The 15,333-nt window shown below is 37.1% G+C and carries 20 protein-coding genes and 1 pseudogene; 11 read left to right on the top strand and 10 right to left on the bottom strand.

Translation table 11 applies throughout. The annotated features are described in order from the left end of the window. Positions 1 to 334 precede the first annotated feature (334 nt). A complete protein-coding gene (locus tag Q1B07_RS10630; protein WP_299089296.1) occupies positions 335 to 1,015 on the top strand; it encodes a hypothetical protein in 681 nt (226 codons plus the stop codon). An 88-nt stretch (positions 1,016 to 1,103) separates the two neighbouring features. Here Q1B07_RS10630 and Q1B07_RS10625 read toward each other — a convergent pair whose 3' ends face one another. Together Q1B07_RS10625 and Q1B07_RS10620 are read right to left on the bottom strand one after the other, a co-directional pair. Next, complete coding sequence (locus tag Q1B07_RS10625; RefSeq protein WP_299089297.1) at positions 1,104 to 1,346, bottom strand: DUF2584 domain-containing protein; 243 nt, start codon at positions 1,344 to 1,346, stop codon at positions 1,104 to 1,106. A gap of 70 nt (positions 1,347 to 1,416) precedes the next feature. Further along, positions 1,417 to 2,196 carry a prolyl oligopeptidase family serine peptidase gene (locus tag Q1B07_RS10620; RefSeq protein WP_299089298.1) on the bottom strand — a complete coding sequence of 260 codons (780 nt, stop codon included), beginning with the start codon at positions 2,194 to 2,196 and terminating at the stop codon, positions 1,417 to 1,419. A 209-nt stretch (positions 2,197 to 2,405) separates the two neighbouring features. Between Q1B07_RS10620 and Q1B07_RS10615 the strand changes: the two genes are divergently transcribed. From Q1B07_RS10615 to Q1B07_RS10605, 3 genes are read left to right on the top strand one after another with little or no spacing between them, the layout of a single operon-like run. Next, on the top strand, positions 2,406 to 3,392 hold the full coding sequence (locus Q1B07_RS10615) for an ABC transporter substrate-binding protein (RefSeq protein WP_299089299.1): 987 nt from the start codon (positions 2,406 to 2,408) through the stop codon (positions 3,390 to 3,392). 15 nt (positions 3,393 to 3,407) lie between these two features. Next, the gene (locus tag Q1B07_RS10610; RefSeq protein ID WP_299089301.1) at positions 3,408 to 4,178 is read left to right on the top strand and encodes an ABC transporter ATP-binding protein; all 771 of its coding nucleotides are present in this window, start codon (positions 3,408 to 3,410) and stop codon (positions 4,176 to 4,178) included. Next, positions 4,165 to 4,980: an ABC transporter permease gene (locus tag Q1B07_RS10605; protein ID WP_299089302.1), complete on the top strand. Its 816-nt coding sequence runs from the start codon at positions 4,165 to 4,167 to the stop codon at positions 4,978 to 4,980. The genes Q1B07_RS10610 and Q1B07_RS10605 overlap by 14 nt, the downstream gene beginning before the upstream one ends. A gap of 58 nt (positions 4,981 to 5,038) precedes the next feature. Here Q1B07_RS10605 and ytkD read toward each other — a convergent pair whose 3' ends face one another. Both ytkD and Q1B07_RS10595 read right to left on the bottom strand, forming a co-directional pair. After that, complete coding sequence (gene ytkD, locus Q1B07_RS10600) at positions 5,039 to 5,509, bottom strand: RNA deprotection pyrophosphohydrolase (protein WP_299089303.1); 471 nt, start codon at positions 5,507 to 5,509, stop codon at positions 5,039 to 5,041. A 111-nt stretch (positions 5,510 to 5,620) separates the two neighbouring features. Next, complete coding sequence (locus Q1B07_RS10595) at positions 5,621 to 5,953, bottom strand: hydrolase (protein ID WP_299089304.1); 333 nt, start codon at positions 5,951 to 5,953, stop codon at positions 5,621 to 5,623. 151 nt (positions 5,954 to 6,104) lie between these two features. Here Q1B07_RS10595 and Q1B07_RS10590 point away from each other — a divergent pair, with 151 nt between their 5' ends. After that, positions 6,105 to 6,317 carry a hypothetical protein gene (locus Q1B07_RS10590; RefSeq protein WP_299089305.1) on the top strand — a complete coding sequence of 71 codons (213 nt, stop codon included), beginning with the start codon at positions 6,105 to 6,107 and terminating at the stop codon, positions 6,315 to 6,317. A 56-nt stretch (positions 6,318 to 6,373) separates the two neighbouring features. Here Q1B07_RS10590 and Q1B07_RS10585 read toward each other — a convergent pair whose 3' ends face one another. Further along, a complete protein-coding gene (locus Q1B07_RS10585; protein ID WP_299089306.1) occupies positions 6,374 to 6,814 on the bottom strand; it encodes a Dps family protein in 441 nt (146 codons plus the stop codon). Between the two features lie 167 nt (positions 6,815 to 6,981). Here Q1B07_RS10585 and ytzI point away from each other — a divergent pair, with 167 nt between their 5' ends. Continuing rightward, positions 6,982 to 7,143 (top strand): YtzI protein, encoded by a 162-nt coding sequence (gene ytzI, locus Q1B07_RS10580; protein ID WP_299089307.1) that lies wholly within the window; start codon positions 6,982 to 6,984, stop codon positions 7,141 to 7,143. Between the two features lie 65 nt (positions 7,144 to 7,208). Here ytzI and Q1B07_RS10575 read toward each other — a convergent pair whose 3' ends face one another. Both Q1B07_RS10575 and Q1B07_RS10570 read right to left on the bottom strand, forming a co-directional pair. Next, the gene (locus tag Q1B07_RS10575) at positions 7,209 to 8,144 is read right to left on the bottom strand and encodes a TIGR03943 family protein (protein WP_299089308.1); all 936 of its coding nucleotides are present in this window, start codon (positions 8,142 to 8,144) and stop codon (positions 7,209 to 7,211) included. A 14-nt stretch (positions 8,145 to 8,158) separates the two neighbouring features. Continuing rightward, a complete protein-coding gene (locus tag Q1B07_RS10570; protein ID WP_299089309.1) occupies positions 8,159 to 9,157 on the bottom strand; it encodes a permease in 999 nt (332 codons plus the stop codon). 197 nt (positions 9,158 to 9,354) lie between these two features. Here Q1B07_RS10570 and folE2 point away from each other — a divergent pair, with 197 nt between their 5' ends. After that, a complete protein-coding gene (folE2, locus tag Q1B07_RS10565) occupies positions 9,355 to 10,260 on the top strand; it encodes a GTP cyclohydrolase FolE2 (protein ID WP_299089310.1) in 906 nt (301 codons plus the stop codon). A 24-nt stretch (positions 10,261 to 10,284) separates the two neighbouring features. Here the strand turns inward: folE2 and Q1B07_RS10560 are convergent, their stop codons facing one another. Next, complete coding sequence (locus Q1B07_RS10560) at positions 10,285 to 10,758, bottom strand: S-ribosylhomocysteine lyase (protein ID WP_299089311.1); 474 nt, start codon at positions 10,756 to 10,758, stop codon at positions 10,285 to 10,287. A 191-nt stretch (positions 10,759 to 10,949) separates the two neighbouring features. Here Q1B07_RS10560 and yidD point away from each other — a divergent pair, with 191 nt between their 5' ends. Then, positions 10,950 to 11,180, top strand: a complete 231-nt coding sequence (gene yidD, locus Q1B07_RS10555; protein WP_299089312.1) for a membrane protein insertion efficiency factor YidD — start codon at positions 10,950 to 10,952, stop codon at positions 11,178 to 11,180. Here the strand turns inward: yidD and Q1B07_RS10550 are convergent. Continuing rightward, positions 11,177 to 12,139, bottom strand: a complete 963-nt coding sequence (locus Q1B07_RS10550; protein ID WP_299089313.1) for a LacI family DNA-binding transcriptional regulator — start codon at positions 12,137 to 12,139, stop codon at positions 11,177 to 11,179. The genes yidD and Q1B07_RS10550 overlap by 4 nt on opposite strands. A 90-nt stretch (positions 12,140 to 12,229) precedes the next feature. On the opposite strand from Q1B07_RS10550, the gene Q1B07_RS10545 reads away from it, so the two are divergent. After that, entirely contained in the window at positions 12,230 to 12,397 is a 168-nt protein-coding gene (locus tag Q1B07_RS10545) for a hypothetical protein (protein ID WP_299089314.1), read from the top strand. 265 nt (positions 12,398 to 12,662) lie between these two features. Here Q1B07_RS10545 and Q1B07_RS10540 read toward each other — a convergent pair whose 3' ends face one another. After that, positions 12,663 to 13,226, bottom strand: a complete 564-nt coding sequence (locus tag Q1B07_RS10540) for a carbonic anhydrase (protein ID WP_299089315.1) — start codon at positions 13,224 to 13,226, stop codon at positions 12,663 to 12,665. A gap of 292 nt (positions 13,227 to 13,518) precedes the next feature. Between Q1B07_RS10540 and Q1B07_RS10535 the strand changes: the two genes are divergently transcribed. Beyond that, positions 13,519 to 14,526, top strand: coding sequence for a zinc ABC transporter substrate-binding protein (locus Q1B07_RS10535; protein ID WP_299089317.1), 1,008 nt, complete (start codon positions 13,519 to 13,521; stop codon positions 14,524 to 14,526). A gap of 427 nt (positions 14,527 to 14,953) precedes the next feature. Continuing rightward, a pseudogene (locus Q1B07_RS10530) lies at positions 14,954 to 15,259 on the top strand (cytochrome ubiquinol oxidase subunit I); the annotation flags it as partial. Between the last annotated feature and the right edge of the window lie 74 nt (positions 15,260 to 15,333).

Genomic DNA, 15,333 nt, shown 5'->3' with positions numbered 1-15,333 from the left:
GACTTATCGTAGGGAGATGATCTGAAGTTTGATAGGCGATAGGCGCTGGAGCTAGACACCGAAACTTAGTACAACTTAGTACAGAATTTTATACTTTCCTATCACGTAAAAAAAGCGCAAGGCGCCTGCCTATCGGCGACAAGCATAAGGCGAACAGGAATAGAAGGTGTACTTTACCTTCAATTCCTGTTTGACTTATGACCTCGAGCCGATGGCGCCTGGAGCTAGATTCAGAAACGCAAGCTATGTTAAGAAAATATATAAATTCTGATATTATAAAAAAGGCTACATAAATAAAGATTTCCCAGTAACAAGTAAAACAGATCAGCAAGCGATGCTTAAAAATGGAACAGCAGGCGTATATGTTGGTTCTATGGGAGATGTACAATCTCTTTACACAGATGCAGCTAATATTAACCCTAATGTTGAGTTAGATGTACACAACCAAGTTGCAGGCCCAGATGGTCAATTTACAGTATGGTCATTACCTGGATATGGAAATGCCATCTTATTCCCTAAATCATCTGTTAAATCAGAGGAAGAGTTAAAAAAGATCCTTGCTTTCTATGATTATCTCATGACTCCTGAAGGGGCTAATTTAATTTATTGGGGGATTGAAGGTGAACATTACACAATTAAAGATGGGATGGCCCAAATTAAAGATCAACAATTATTTGATCGGGAAGTATTACCAATACAAACATTAGAGATTGCCGAGGAAGAAACGAACGGAAGATTGAAAGGCTATTTCACATATGAAGCACAAGCAAAGGCTGAAGAATTATTTACCGACAATGAACAGTATCTAATTGAAGATCCGACTATCGGACTTGACTCCCCTACATTTATTGAAAAAAGCGTTTCTCTGCAAAAAATCATTGATGATGCCACATACAAATATATTATAGGAGATATAGATAAAAAAGGATTCCAAGCTGCTGTAGAAGAATGGAAAAAACAAGGAGGCGATCAAATAATTGAAGAATTCAGTTCGTCTTACCAAAAGAAGAAATAAATAGTACTCCTTATATGAATGCATCCAACCTGAAGAAGAATCAAACCAAAAACCCAGAGGTCTATCTGGGTTTTTGGATGTATTACTTTTAATTTGTTGAATTAAGCGCAACTAAACGATACGTCACAACTGTTTTCTTTTCATGAAGCTGAAGCTTTTCTACAATAGCTTCCCCAGTCGTTTCTCCATCCTTCGTTTTTCTTACTTCTACAGGAATATCAATTGGATAAATTCGATATCCCTCTTTTGTTAATTGAAACACATTTTCTTCTATACGTTGCTCTTTTCCTTTTGTCACAATCATTGTATTAAATTCAACAGGCATTCCCATGAGAAAACCTCCTCTTTATCACAAATCCTTTTATACTTATCATACCATCTTGTCTAGGCCTTGAAAAACATTATTGTTTTTTCATCCATGTGCAAAGCCTATGTAATGTCTCACGATTAATTTTCGGTGGAAAATAATGAGTAAATTCCTTGAAGTACCAGCTTTCAACTTTTTTATTTAATTCCTTTAATCGCTTTTCAAGTCTGTATGAATGCTCAACAGAGACATTTTTATCCTTCACCCCGTGTATAATTAATACAGGTGCAGTCATTTTTTCTAATTCATACAAAGGTGTTCTCCACATATATCGATCCGGAACTTTTGCAGGTGTGCCGCCAATAACTCTTTTCATCATTCTACGTAAATCCACTCGCTCAGAATAAGTTAAAAACATATCGGAAACACCGCCCCATGTGACAACTGAGCGGATGTTTTCGGCTAGTATTCCAGCTAATAACGCCATCACACCACCTCTTGAAAATCCAAATAAATGGATACGGTCTTGATTCACCTTAGGATGTCTTTTTAAAAGGTCGATCGCAGAGATGGCATCATACCGATCATCACCAGCAAAATCTTCATTTCCTTCACCGCCTTGATTGCCGCGATAAAATGGTGCCATAACAACAAAGCCTTCTGAGGCGAACTGAATAATTCGTCCAATCCTAACCATCCCTACATTTTTAATACCGCCTCGCAAATAGAGAAGTCCATCATAACAGCCTGATGCAATTGGTTCTGCCAATAGTCCCTTTACTTTTAAATGATCGGACACATATGTAACCAACCAAAGCTGAATAGCTGGATTTGGAGAGGGATATTTCACTTTACTAATGATTTCACCGTTCATCTAATTCTTCACTCTTTCCATCTTTAAAATCAATCTTATTTTACTAACATACCCAAAACAGCAGCGTTACTAAATAAATAAATAATAGGCATTCACACATTTTTTCAACTTTCATAAATTATCAGTAGTTCATATTCTGCTTATTTCACCCATCACCGTTTCTATTTTATTAAAAATTATTGATGCATTGCATCTAGGAGGTTAGCAACATGAAAAAATGGCTGCTGTTGGTATGTCTTTCTCTTATCCTGGTTTTACCACTTTCAGCATGTAATCAAAACAGCCCGGAGAAAATTAAGCTTGCTGAAGTAACACATTCGATTTTTTATGCCCCTTTATATGTCGCAATTGCAGAAGGCTTTTTTGAAGAGGAAGGTCTTGATGTCGAATTGACGACTACCTGGGGTGGAGATAAAACGATGACTACGTTGCTTTCAGATGGTGCCGATATCGCTCTTGTTGGCTCTGAAACATCGATATATGTTCATGCACAAGGCTCAAATGACTCTGTTATAAACTTTGCTCAGCTCACACAGACTGATGGCACCTTCCTTGTAAGCCGTGAAAAAATCGACAATTTTGATTGGGATCAATTAAAGGGCAGTTCGTTTTTAGGGCAGCGTAAAGGCGGCATGCCGCAAATGGTCGGTGAATATGTGTTAAAACAGCATCAAATAGATCCAAAAACAGATCTCAACTTAATTCAAAACATTGACTTTGCCAATATTCCAAGCGCCTTTGCTTCAGGTACAGGCGATTTTGTTCAATTATTTGAACCGACGGCAAGCATCTTTGAGAAAGAAGGAACTGGTCACATCGTTGCCTCCTTTGGTACTGAGTCGGGAAAGGTCCCTTACACAACGTTTATGAGTAAAGAAAGCTTTCTTAAAGAAAATGAAAGTGCTGCTAGAAAATTTACTGCAGCGATCTATAAAGCACAGCAATGGGTTCAAGAAAAAAGTGCTGCTGAAATTGCAAAATCAATCGCTCCGCAATTTGAAGATACGGAACTCGAGCTCATCGAAACTGTGGTAGATCGCTATAAAACACAAGGCTCCTTCGCTACAGATCCAATCCTAGATGAAGAAGAGTGGGAAAATCTTCAAAATATTATGGAAGAAGCAGGAGAGCTTCCAGCCCGCATTAGTCATGACACACTAGTAAACAACACATATGCTGAGGAAGTAGTCGAATAGCAAGGAGGGTTGATCATGTCATTTTTAACAGTAGAACATGTACATCATGTGTATTTTACAAAGGAATCAGCTACTGTTGCCCTTGAGGATATAAGGCTCAGCGTTGAGGAAGGAGAGTTTGTCTCCTTCCTGGGCCCAAGCGGCTGTGGAAAAACCACGCTTTTATCAATTATTGCTGGGTTAATCAAACCTGTTGAGGGTACTGTAAAAATTGCTAATAAAATCATTACAAAGCCTGAGACCATTATTGGTTATATGCTGCAGCAGGATTATCTCTTTCCTTGGAAAACCATTGAGGAAAACGTCACATTAGGTTTAAAAATTATCGGACAAAAAACAGAAGAAACGAAAAAAAACACCTTATCCCTTTTAAAGGAAATGGGCCTAGAAAATGTAGAGCACCAGTATCCAAGTCAATTATCCGGAGGGATGAGGCAAAGAGCTGCTCTTGTAAGAACATTGGCGACAAACCCAAGAATTCTTTTGCTTGATGAGCCTTTTTCAGCATTGGATTACCAAACAAAGTTACGGTTAGAGGATCTCGTTTGGCAAACGTTAAAGGATTATCAGAAAACAGCACTGCTTGTTACTCATGACATTGGTGAAGCAATCGCGATGAGTGACCGTATCTTCGTTTTTTCAGCTAAGCCGGGAAGAATTAACAGAACCTATTTAGTACCAAAGGAACTAAGAAAATTAACGCCGTTTGATGCTAGACAACACCCTTCATTTTCAACACTATTTCAGCAAATATGGAAGGAGTTGGACCAGCTTGAAATCAAATGAAACAATTGAACACCTTCACAAAAGCTACAAACGCGGCCTTGAAAAGGAAAAAAAGTGGGTGCAATTTTATCAAATTCTCATTTTTATCTGTTTCTTTGGATTATGGGAAATTGCAGGGAGAAGAGAATGGGTTGACCCGCTGTTATTTAGCTATCCCTCAAAAATATGGGCATTATTTATAACAAAGTTAAATGACGGAACCCTTTTGCCTCATATCGGAGTAACTTTATTTGAAACAGTTTTCGGGTTCATTTTGGGAACATTTCTTGGCGCTTTACTTGCTGCCATTTTATGGTGGTCTAATCGCCTCTCAAAGATTTTAGATCCTTATCTCGTCATATTAAACGCCATGCCAAAGGTAGCCCTCGGGCCGATTTTGATTGTGGCATTAGGCCCCGGATTTGTTTCCATTATTGCGATGGGAACGATTATCTCCGTCATTATCACAACCATTGTCATCTATACCTCATTTAAAGAGGTCGATGCAAATTACTTAAAAGTTCTTAAAACATTCGATTCTTCAAAAATTCAATTGTTTAGAGAGGCTATTCTACCAGCATCCTTTCCAACCATCGTTTCCACTTTAAAAGTGAATGTTGGATTATCATGGGTTGGCGTTATTGTCGGAGAATTTCTCGTTTCAGCTAAAGGACTTGGGTATATGATTATTTATGGCTTTCAGGTTTTCAATTTTACGTTAGTGCTTTTAAGTCTGCTTATCATTGCGGTATTTGCCACTATCATGTACCAAGGTGTTGATCTTTTAGAAAAGCAATTTATTAAAAACGAAAAAAGAGGCTGACATACAATAGTCCCTCACACTTCTCCTGAGGGGAAAGTTGTTGTCACCTCTTATTTTTTCATAAAAACCTTTTCTTAATTTCCATCAGACTTCTTTGCAGCACTTCATCCTTCATAATGAAGCTATACCTTCTGTCCTTCTGAACTCCTTCTGGTATCTCATCCAATAAGAAAGGACCATATGTCTCAAAATAGCCTTCCTGCTTAATTAACTCACTAATGATCGCGTAATAAATATTTTTTACGATCGTTCGCTCTTTACCAGCCACTTTGTACTGACCGATATAATTGATTGTCTCAACGATACCGCCCGTCTCTTCTTTAACCTCTCGAATTGCTGCTGCTACTGCTGTTTCATTTGCTTCTACCTTCCCGCCTGGAAACTCATAGCCGCGATCTGAGTGTTTTGTTAACAGCCATTTATTTTCGTATCGACATATAACCCAAACATGCTTCGGGTTTGTTGAAAATGGGTGATCCTCAAATGATAAATGAACTTCATTGTGATAATAATCAAAAAACCGATACATAGTTAATCCCTCAATTTTCTCCTTATATACCAAACACGTACATTGACCACCAATCTGCAGTGAACAATACCTTTTTAAATCTTATCACAATGTATAATCCATGTATAAGGTTTATTCTTGTTCTTCGATTCTCGACATAAGTCCTTGTGTGCGTATATGCTCCTTCGCTTCCTCATCTCCAAGCTCATAGATCATGCGATAGATTTTTTGATTTGTATCATCAATTTCATCGTTTTCACGATCATAATGATACTGGACATATGGAGTATGAGCACGATAAAAACCTTTTATATCTGCTGAATATACTTCATCAAAATATTGTCGCAGTTTAATAATTTCATCATCTGTTGCTTCAATCTTAAAGTCCCAAGGAGAAGCAGTGCTAAGTTGAGAAATCTCGCCTTGGGCAACGGTAATATAATACGTTTTTTTCGAATTTTCCATCGATGACAGCTCCTTCACTTTTTCCTTTGATTATTTTTTGTACCCAATGGATAATTTATTCAATTCTTTCTGTTTATGCATAGTTTATTAACGATGAGAGAAATTAAAAGTAACTTAAAATGGAGTTTATGATGGAGGTTGGATTAAGCCTATGGATCATGATTTGATTAAACATCTTGAAATAGAAAAATTTCGGGCAGATGAAGAAGATGTCAAAGCGTATGTACAATCAATCATTAGCAAAACAAATAAACCAGAGATTCTTTCATGGATTCACCATTTATCTGATCATGATTTACAATCCTTAATCACTCCTTATTTAACTGAGAAGCTGACAGAGGAATTGGCTGAGAAAGAGTATTAATCACACGAAAAGGGTCAGTCCCCGTTTTTTAGTGGACTAACCCTTTCTTATTATTCTTATTTGCCTAAGAATGATTTAAGCATCCAATTATGTTTCTCCAAGCTTTGGTGGATCGCTAATAGCATATCTCCGGTTGTTTCATCTCCGACCTCTGCTGCAAGATCCATACCTTCTTTTAATTCTTCTGCAAGTTGAGAAAAATCTTCATAAATAGATTGAACCATTTGTTGTGCTGTTTCTTTTCCTTCAGCTTCTTTAACTGATGAAAGTTCTAAACATTCCTTCATCGTTGCAACAGGAGCTCCCTCCAACGCTAAAAGACGTTCTGCCAATTCATCAATATGAACGGCTGCTTCATTGTAAAACTCCTCGAACTTTTCGTGAAGTGTGAAGAAATTTTCTCCTTTAACAAACCAATGGTAATTATGTAGTTTGACATAAAGCACTGTCCAGTTTGCTACTTGTTTATTGACGGTTTTAATTAATTTTTCTGACATAAAAAATCCTCCTTTTCATTCTAGTAGTTATTTACCCTAAATAGTCTTCTCCAAAACATTTTATTTTATCTAATTATCCATATTTAACCGAAAAGATTCTTCATGTTAAAATGATAGTTGTTGAAATTATCTATTTTTACCCTCTATTTAGTGCGAAAGGAGTCATAATGAAAACCATCTTAATTATCTGTGTTGTCATCGTCATTATTGTTCTGTTATTAAGTGTTTTAACGACAAGCAAAGCGTATCAATATAAACACACAGTTGATCCTGTTAAAAAGCTTGATGATCTGCCGGGAAATGAAACAGAGAGCGAAAAAGAAAAATAGGCCTTTAATGAAAAAAATAGAAAAGGCACATCGCGAGAGTAAACGTGCTTTTTCTATTGATCATTTTAGTCATAGTTTTCATACACATATGGCTCATCAGGCTGTTCTATTTCTTCAACTGCCGTCACCTTAATATATGGAAGGGTTAAATCGTGATAGTTGATCGTCGTTACTGTCCCCTCTATTTTTAGCCACTGATCATCACCAAATTGTTTAGCATCAGGTATTGTCACGAGTGTTCCATACACAGATGCATCCGCTACACAGCAGGAAAGACCAAATCTAGCAAGGACGAATTGATCTTCCTTAAAATCATCCTCCCGGTACACAAAGCCCATCATCTCTACCTTTTTCCCGACAAATTTCTTTGGGTTTTGATCGAGTATCGAGGTCATGGCAATATAATCTTTTTCAGTGAGTGAAATCATATCCATATCGAGCATTTCTTTTTCTAATTGTGCATAATAATCTTCAGGAGGTGCTTGCAGTTCAAATCCTTCCGGGTGTTCAAGTGGAACATCTGGAATGTTTGACGATTGTGCAACCTTATCACCAATACCCTCGTCCAATTGATCAAGATAGGCTTCTTGCTCAGCAGTTCCATCTGCTTGAGCTTTGGTTTCGGCCATCGATTTAAACCCGCGTTTTGCTGCAACCGAACTATCCAATACAGCTTCCGGAAATAAAAATCCCGTTATGATTGGAATAATAAAAAGAAGATAAACAAAGAAAGACCGGAAAGATGTAAGAGACCTGGAATGCTCCATTCCACAAGCACAATCAATCCCTGCTTCCTTCTTTGACCCGCTCCGCCAAATTTGCATCACACCAAGCAATAAAAAAACAACGATGGCAAAGTAAACGAAAGGCATCATTTTCGGTGCAATAAAATTAGTTATATTCCCTGTTAACTCCAGCTTTATCATAAGCAAGGTAAAACCAATTAAAATGATGCCTCTTAAGTAGATATGAAAACGAGAATGTTCGTTATGGTTATGCATATCAAAACCTCCTTCTACAGGAATATCAGCTGATAAACCAGAATGGAAAGATAGACAGTTATTGTGACAACAGCGATAAATACAGCGACAAATCTTGCCTTAAAAAATGCGAACAGCATGATGGTATTTTTTAAATCAAGCATTGGTCCGTATACTAAAAATGCTAATAGAGATCCTGTTGTAAATGAGTCCCCAAATGAAGCAGCCACAAATGCATCCGCCTCAGAGCATAAGGAAAGGATATATCCAAATGCCATCATGACAGCAGGTGCTATGACCGTGCTTGTGCCAATCTCTGTTAAGATAGTACGATCTAAAAAAGTTTGGAAAAGGCTGGCAATGAAGGCTCCCAAAATTAAAAATTTCCCCATCTCAAAAAACTCATCACTGGCATGAAATAATGTTGCTTTTAATTTCCCAGCAGGTTGATTTCCATGTGAATGTCCGGTAATCAGCTCCTGGGTCATTTTCAATTGGTCTTTATTTTTAAAGAGAAGATAGATCAAAAAACCAATTACAATAGAAAGAATAAAGGCTAGCCCCATTCTTGCATAAGCAATTTGAAGATGTGATCCAAAGGCATAAAAAGTGGAGGCAAACACGACTGGATTTAAGATCGGAGCACCGACTAAGAAGACTACACCAAGATGCAGGGGCATTCCTTTTTTCAATAATCGCCTTACGATTGGAACAATTGCACATTCGCAGATCGGAAAAATAGCTCCTAATAAAGCGGCAGGTAAAAGGGCAATAATCGCATTCCTTGGCAGCACACGCTTTATAAATTCCTCTGATACAAACGTTTGAATCAAGGCTGATACAAAAACGCCCAATAATATAAACGGAATCGCTTCTAGCAAAATACTTAAAAACATTGTATTAACTGTTACGAGCTCAGATGGTATATTGAAAGATATGTTTTGAAAATCCACAAACAAAAATAAGTAGAAAAATAATCCAATTAATCCTAGAGCAAACAGCTCTCTTATCAAAGGGAAGATGGGTTTACTCATGTTCTAAACTCCTATCCTATTAATTTAGTATGTTATAGGATACTAGTTTTATGAAAAGATTATGACAGCTTATTTCAAAAGATCATGATTCAAAATGATTTTTTCTGCTTCCTTCGACAATTTTAGATATAAACGTTGATGTTTTCTATCAACTTACAGTATACTCTCAATATCTTAGTAAGTGAGAGGGGATCAAGATGACTAGAAAGATAAACCTGCCGCCAAAAAAGGAACGTCATAAGCTATTTGGCTCAATTGAACCAGGATTAAAGGTAAAACCTACTGAGAAAGAACAAATGCCAGATTTGCAAAATACAAAAAAAGACTTCCTCTTTACAATAGACGCAGTTGGAATAAGCAATGTGAAGCATCCGATTTTGCTAGAATCAGAACTTAATCCTAAACAGCAAACAACCATTGCTAGTTTTAAAATGACAAGTAAGATCTCACATGATTCTAAAGGGACAAACATGAGCAGGTTTACTGAACAACTTGAAACATATCGGCAAAATGGAGGGTTCACTCTCTCCATCAAAAACCTTTATGACTTTACAAAAGAGCTTGCTGAGCGACTGAAACAAAAGGATGCCAGTATTGAAGTAACCTTCCCATGGTTTTACGAACGTAAAGGTCCAAGCTCTGAATTAATCGGTCTAAATCATGCTGAAGCAACGATAGCTGTTTCTTATGCGGAAGGTGCTGGATTTACAAGTTCAGCTTCTTTAGGGTGTGCAGTGACAACGCTTTGTCCTTGCTCAAAGGAAATTAGCGAATATAGTGCCCATAATCAGCGTGGGTATGTCACAATGAATGTTGAGTTTACAAAAGATTTTCATGAGGAAAAGGATTGGAAGGCAGCTTTACTTGAAGCAGCAGAGTCAAATGCGAGTGCAAGAATTCATCCTGTTCTGAAACGTCCTGACGAAAAGATGGTAACAGAAACAGCATATGAAAACCCGCGGTTTGTTGAGGATATGGTAAGGCTTGTTGCTGCTGACTTATATGAAATGGATTTTGTTCAAGCATTTACGGTTGAATGCCGTAACGAAGAGTCTATTCATTTGCATGATGCGATCGCTCGTTTGAGTTATCGTAAGGATTAAGAAAAGCGCAAGGCGCTTTTCTTATTATCCAAATACTTTTGCCAATTCTTCTTTATCCTGCTCAAGCCAATAACGCATTAAGCGTTTTGCTCCTTCTAGATCATGTAGCTTTGCTTGGCCGCATTGTGTTTCATTAGCTGCTGGAATTTCAGTAACTTCAACTGCTGATTTCAATGTATCCTCTAATAAATCGATAATCTCAGTGACTGAAGGCTTTCCGCTTACAACTAGGTAATAGCCTGTTTGACATCCCATTGGGGAAATATCAATAATATCAAAGTGATCATATTTTTCAGCATGCTCACGGATATTGAACGCCAATAAATGCTCAAGTGTATGAATAGTATCTGGCTTCATTGCTTGCTTATTTGGCTGGCAAAAACGAATATCAAATTTATTTACTTCACCATCGGTGCCAACTTTATGCACTCCGCAATGACGGACATATGGTGCTTTTACAGCGGTATGATCTAATTCAAAGCTTTCAACTGAAGGCATTTTCTTCACTCCCAAAAGTAAAATTTCTTTTCTCATTGTACCATAATAACGCAAATGACGGAGAATTTTAATTTCGAAGCACCTGCCTTAAGCTAACACCGATTTAATTCTATCTCAAGTTCTAAGACTTGGAATTTCCTAAAAACATCGTATACTAAAAGAAAACAGATAAGGAGATTTGGTACGAAAGCATGAAAACGATATTTATTACACTTATTAAATTTTATCAAAAATTCATATCGCCATTGACCCCGCCAACTTGCAGATTTTATCCTACTTGCTCTCATTATGGGCTTGAAGCTTATAAACGTTTCGGAGTTATTAAAGGTAGCTATTTAACAATAAAACGGATTTTAAAATGCCATCCATATCATCCTGGCGGTTTCGACCCTGTTCCTGAGAAAAAAGAACACAACTATTAAACAGTTTGGCGTTCAATTAATGTAACCACGATTTCTTCATGCGTAATGTTTGTATCGTTAATTGCCTGATGAAAAAGCTTCCTTCCTACCTCAATGAGCGGAATTTCCAACGTCGTAATCTTCATCAATTTTGCAATGGGCTGGTTATCAAATCCCATAATAGCAAGCTCATCTGGTACGGCTATATTTTCTGAATGGCAGCAGGTTAAAATCCCTGCAGCGACCTGATCGCTCGTAACTAATAGGGCTGAAGGCTGGCTCTTCATCTTCCTTAATCGCCGGACAACCCCTTCCCCATCTTCAAAATTAAAGCATTCATGAAAAATATAGTCCTGATGAAAAGGTAAGTTAACCTTTTTTAGGAAGTCTTTATAAGCTGCTGCCCGCTGTTTGCTATTGGCACCTGATTTTCTCCCAATGCAATAACCGATTTTTTTATGGCCTTTCCTGTATAAATACTCTAAAGCCTTTAAAAAGCTTTTATAATGATCAACATAGGTTGAGGAGATCTTCTTTCCCCTTGTATCCTCACAAAAAATAATTGGTCCGTACGATCGATATTCCTCAATAAGTTCCCATGTACAGATCCTTGAACAAATAATCAACGCATCAATTTGCTTATGCTTTAACATCGTGAGAGCTTCTATTTCTCGCATTTCTTCATAATTCGTTTGAATCAAAACTAATTTATAGTTATTTTTTAACGCTTCATTCGCAATCCCTTCAAGCAGCAATCCGAAATAGGGATGGTTTGAAAACGGCACAACAACACCAATTAAAAAGGTTTTTCCCTTACTTAAATGTACAGCATTAATATTACGTTGATAATTGCACCTTTCAATTGCCCGCAGAACCGCCTCCCTTTTGTCGGCACTTACATATGGATGTTCATTTAATACCCGGGAAACGGTTGTAACGGATACACCGGCCATCTTAGCAATATCTTTAATATTTGTCATTAACTCACCTTTTCACTAACAACTTTTCCTTGCTCTGAAACGCGTTCCATACTTTAAGCTAAGTTTATAAAATAGAAGGAGGAATGATCAATGTCAATCATAATCGGTTTATTATGCCTATTCTTTATGTGCAGTATAATCCTCATTTTTGCATCATTCTCAATTGATTTATACAATAAAAAGAATAGACCAAAGCGTTTTACAAACAGGACGAAAGATTTCTATCACTATTTATTTGAAGTGTATGATGAAAAATGATCGCATAGCGCAACAAAAGCGCAAGCGCCTTGGTCATCGCCGTACAAACTGGAGGAGCATCGACTGAGATAAAGGAAACACGGTAAGCGAAGCGAACCGATGTTGACTTATCGTAGGGAGATGATCTGAAGTTTGTTAGGCGATAGGCGCTGGAGCTGGATGTCGCAGTGCTTATCCACAGTTCAATGAATTTTATAATTTCCTAAACAACAACAAAAGCAGTGGATTTCCTGCAAACCCACTGCTTTCCATGTTTTTTTATCGTTTATTCTTCATACCCATTTACTACGATATCTAATTTCCCTGTTGCAGGGTCAATGACTAATCCATGCACTGGGATGCCTTTTACTAGTAACGGATGGTTTTTAATTTTATCTACACTATCACGCACACTATCCTCTACACTGTCAAAGCCTTGCAGCCATTGGTTTAAATCAACTCCAGAGTATCTTAACGTATCAATTTTTTCCTCTGTGATTCCTCTCTCAACTGCCTTTTCCAAGAAAGAATCTGCTTTTAGTTTGCTCATTCCACAATCATGATGGCCGATGACACAAATTTCATCTGCCTTTAGTTCATATACTGCAACTAAAATACTTCTCATAATACTTCCAAACGGATGAGCCACAATAGCACCAGCACTTTTTACGATTTTCACATCACCATTTTGAATATTCATGGCCTTTGGTAATAATTCTACTAGTCTTGTGTCCATACAGGATAAGATAACAAGTTTCTTATCAGGAAATTTAGTTGTTTCAAACTTTTCATACTCTTTTTCCGCTACAAACTTCTCATTATGTAATAATATTTCATCAATAATTCTCATTTCCATAACCTCCACCAAAAAATAATTGATTTAAATATAACATATTTCTTGTTTTTTCTCTATTACTGTAATAATATATAAATCGTAATTGTTACTATTTATCTTTTTTGCAAGAAGCTGCACTTATTTTTTTCTGTGATTTCATAATAAAATCATTTTGAAAAAAAGTTCTCAAATCGAAATGATTAAGATATAATAGGTAGGGCTTAATCGTAATGATACTGATTTATTTCTAGTTAGGGGCAGGAACCCAAATGATTTCAAGTTTTGTACGTTAGAAAGGAGCAAGAACATGAAAAAACGATCATTACTAATAAGTATTCTTTTATTAGTCGCTGCCTTTTTAGTTGCTTGCAGTGAGGAAAATTCCAAATCAACAGCAAATGATTCTGCAGCATCTAACAAGATAAAAATTTATACTACAATTTTTCCTTTAGAGGATTTCACAAAAAAAATTGGCGGGGATTTAGTAGAAGTAGAAAGCATTTTACCTCCTGGAGGTGATGCACATACTTTTGAGCCTACTTCAAAACTTATGGTGGATATCGCTGAATCTGATGGATTTATTTACTCAGGAGTAGGGATTGAAAACTATGCTACTCAAATCGAAGAGGCTTTAGCTAAAGAGGATGTAGCATTTATTAATGCCGGAAAAGGTATTGAATTGGAATCTCATGACCACGAAACAGAGGAAACCGGTGAAGAAGCTGCCCATGAACACGAAGACGAGACTCATGTAGAGGAAGCAGCTCATGACGAGCATGATCATGGAGACACAGATCCCCATGTATGGCTTGATCCCGTTCTTTCTATTACATTAGCTGAAAATATTAAACAATCCCTCATTGACATACATCCAGAAGGAAAAGAAACTTTTGAAGAAAATTTTCAGAAATTAAAATCGCAATTAGAAGACTTGGATCAATCATTTAAAGATTTAGTTAAGGCAGCCGATAAAAAAGAAATACTTGTCTCACATGCTGCCTATGGGTATTGGCAACAACGATACGGTATTGAGCAAATCAGTGTCCTAGGCCTTTCTCCTACTGAAGAGCCTTCACAAAAAGAATTAAAAGACATCATAGACGTTGCAACAGAGCATGATATAAACCACATTATCTTTGAGGCGAATGTAAGCAGCAATGTCACGGATATTGTTCAATCAGAAATTGGAGCTGAAGCCTTATATTTGAGCAATCTGGAAACAATTACAGAAAAAGATATCAATAATAATGAAGATTATTTTAGTATCATGAACAAAAATCTAGAAACATTAAAAAAAGCATTATCAGCTAAATGATCCGTAAAAAAGTGGGCGAAATTTCGCTCACTTTTTTTGTACGTTACGAAAATATAAATTGGCAGAGTGAAAGACTATTCGATGTAGTGATCAATTTTAAGTATAAAGTATCAGGGCAACTACGCATCACGCTCCGCATTTACAGGCTCGCCAATCGGCGAGTTTTCTTTAAATTTTAAGAAAGTATAACTTTTTGTATTTAGTTTTTGTGTCTAGCTCCAGCGCCTAGCCCCTCTAGGGTCTAGCCAATTTAGAATTGAAGGCAAAGAACGCCTTCTATTCTAAATCGTCTTATTTGCCCAAGGCTGATCAAGGCGCTTGCGCTTTTCTTATTTTTAGATCGATCCTCCAACTTAGAATATTATCTAGAAATTTGTGGACACTATGGAAGAATTAAAAAGGTATGGAAAAGAAAGGCGGAAAGTTGATGGATGATCTACTTTTGGCTCGATCCCTTTTTGGGACTACAATGGGCTTTCACATCATTTTTGCAACATTGGGAGTCGGCTTGCCATTAATGATCTTGTGTGCAGAACTTCTTTATCAAAAAACAAAGGATCATGATTATGCCATTATGGCAAAGCGCTGGACAAAGGGACAGGCTGTTCTACTGGGAGTAGCGATCCCTACAGGAACAATTGCCGGAGTGCAGCTTGCACTTTTATGGCCAGGGTTTATGGAAGTGATCGGAAAAGTAATGGCCCTCCCCTTCCAAATTGAAATTTATGCTTTTTTATACCCATTCCTTTCGCTTCGCTCAAGGCACAAAACGTAATGAAATAAGTTTTGTACCTCGAGCGTCTATTT

This window comes from uncultured Metabacillus sp. (assembly GCF_947503125.1).
GTDB lineage: Bacteria > Bacillota > Bacilli > Bacillales > Bacillaceae > Metabacillus.
The sequence above is the reverse complement of the archived record's forward strand: the minus strand, read 5'-3'. Positions and strand labels throughout refer to the sequence as shown.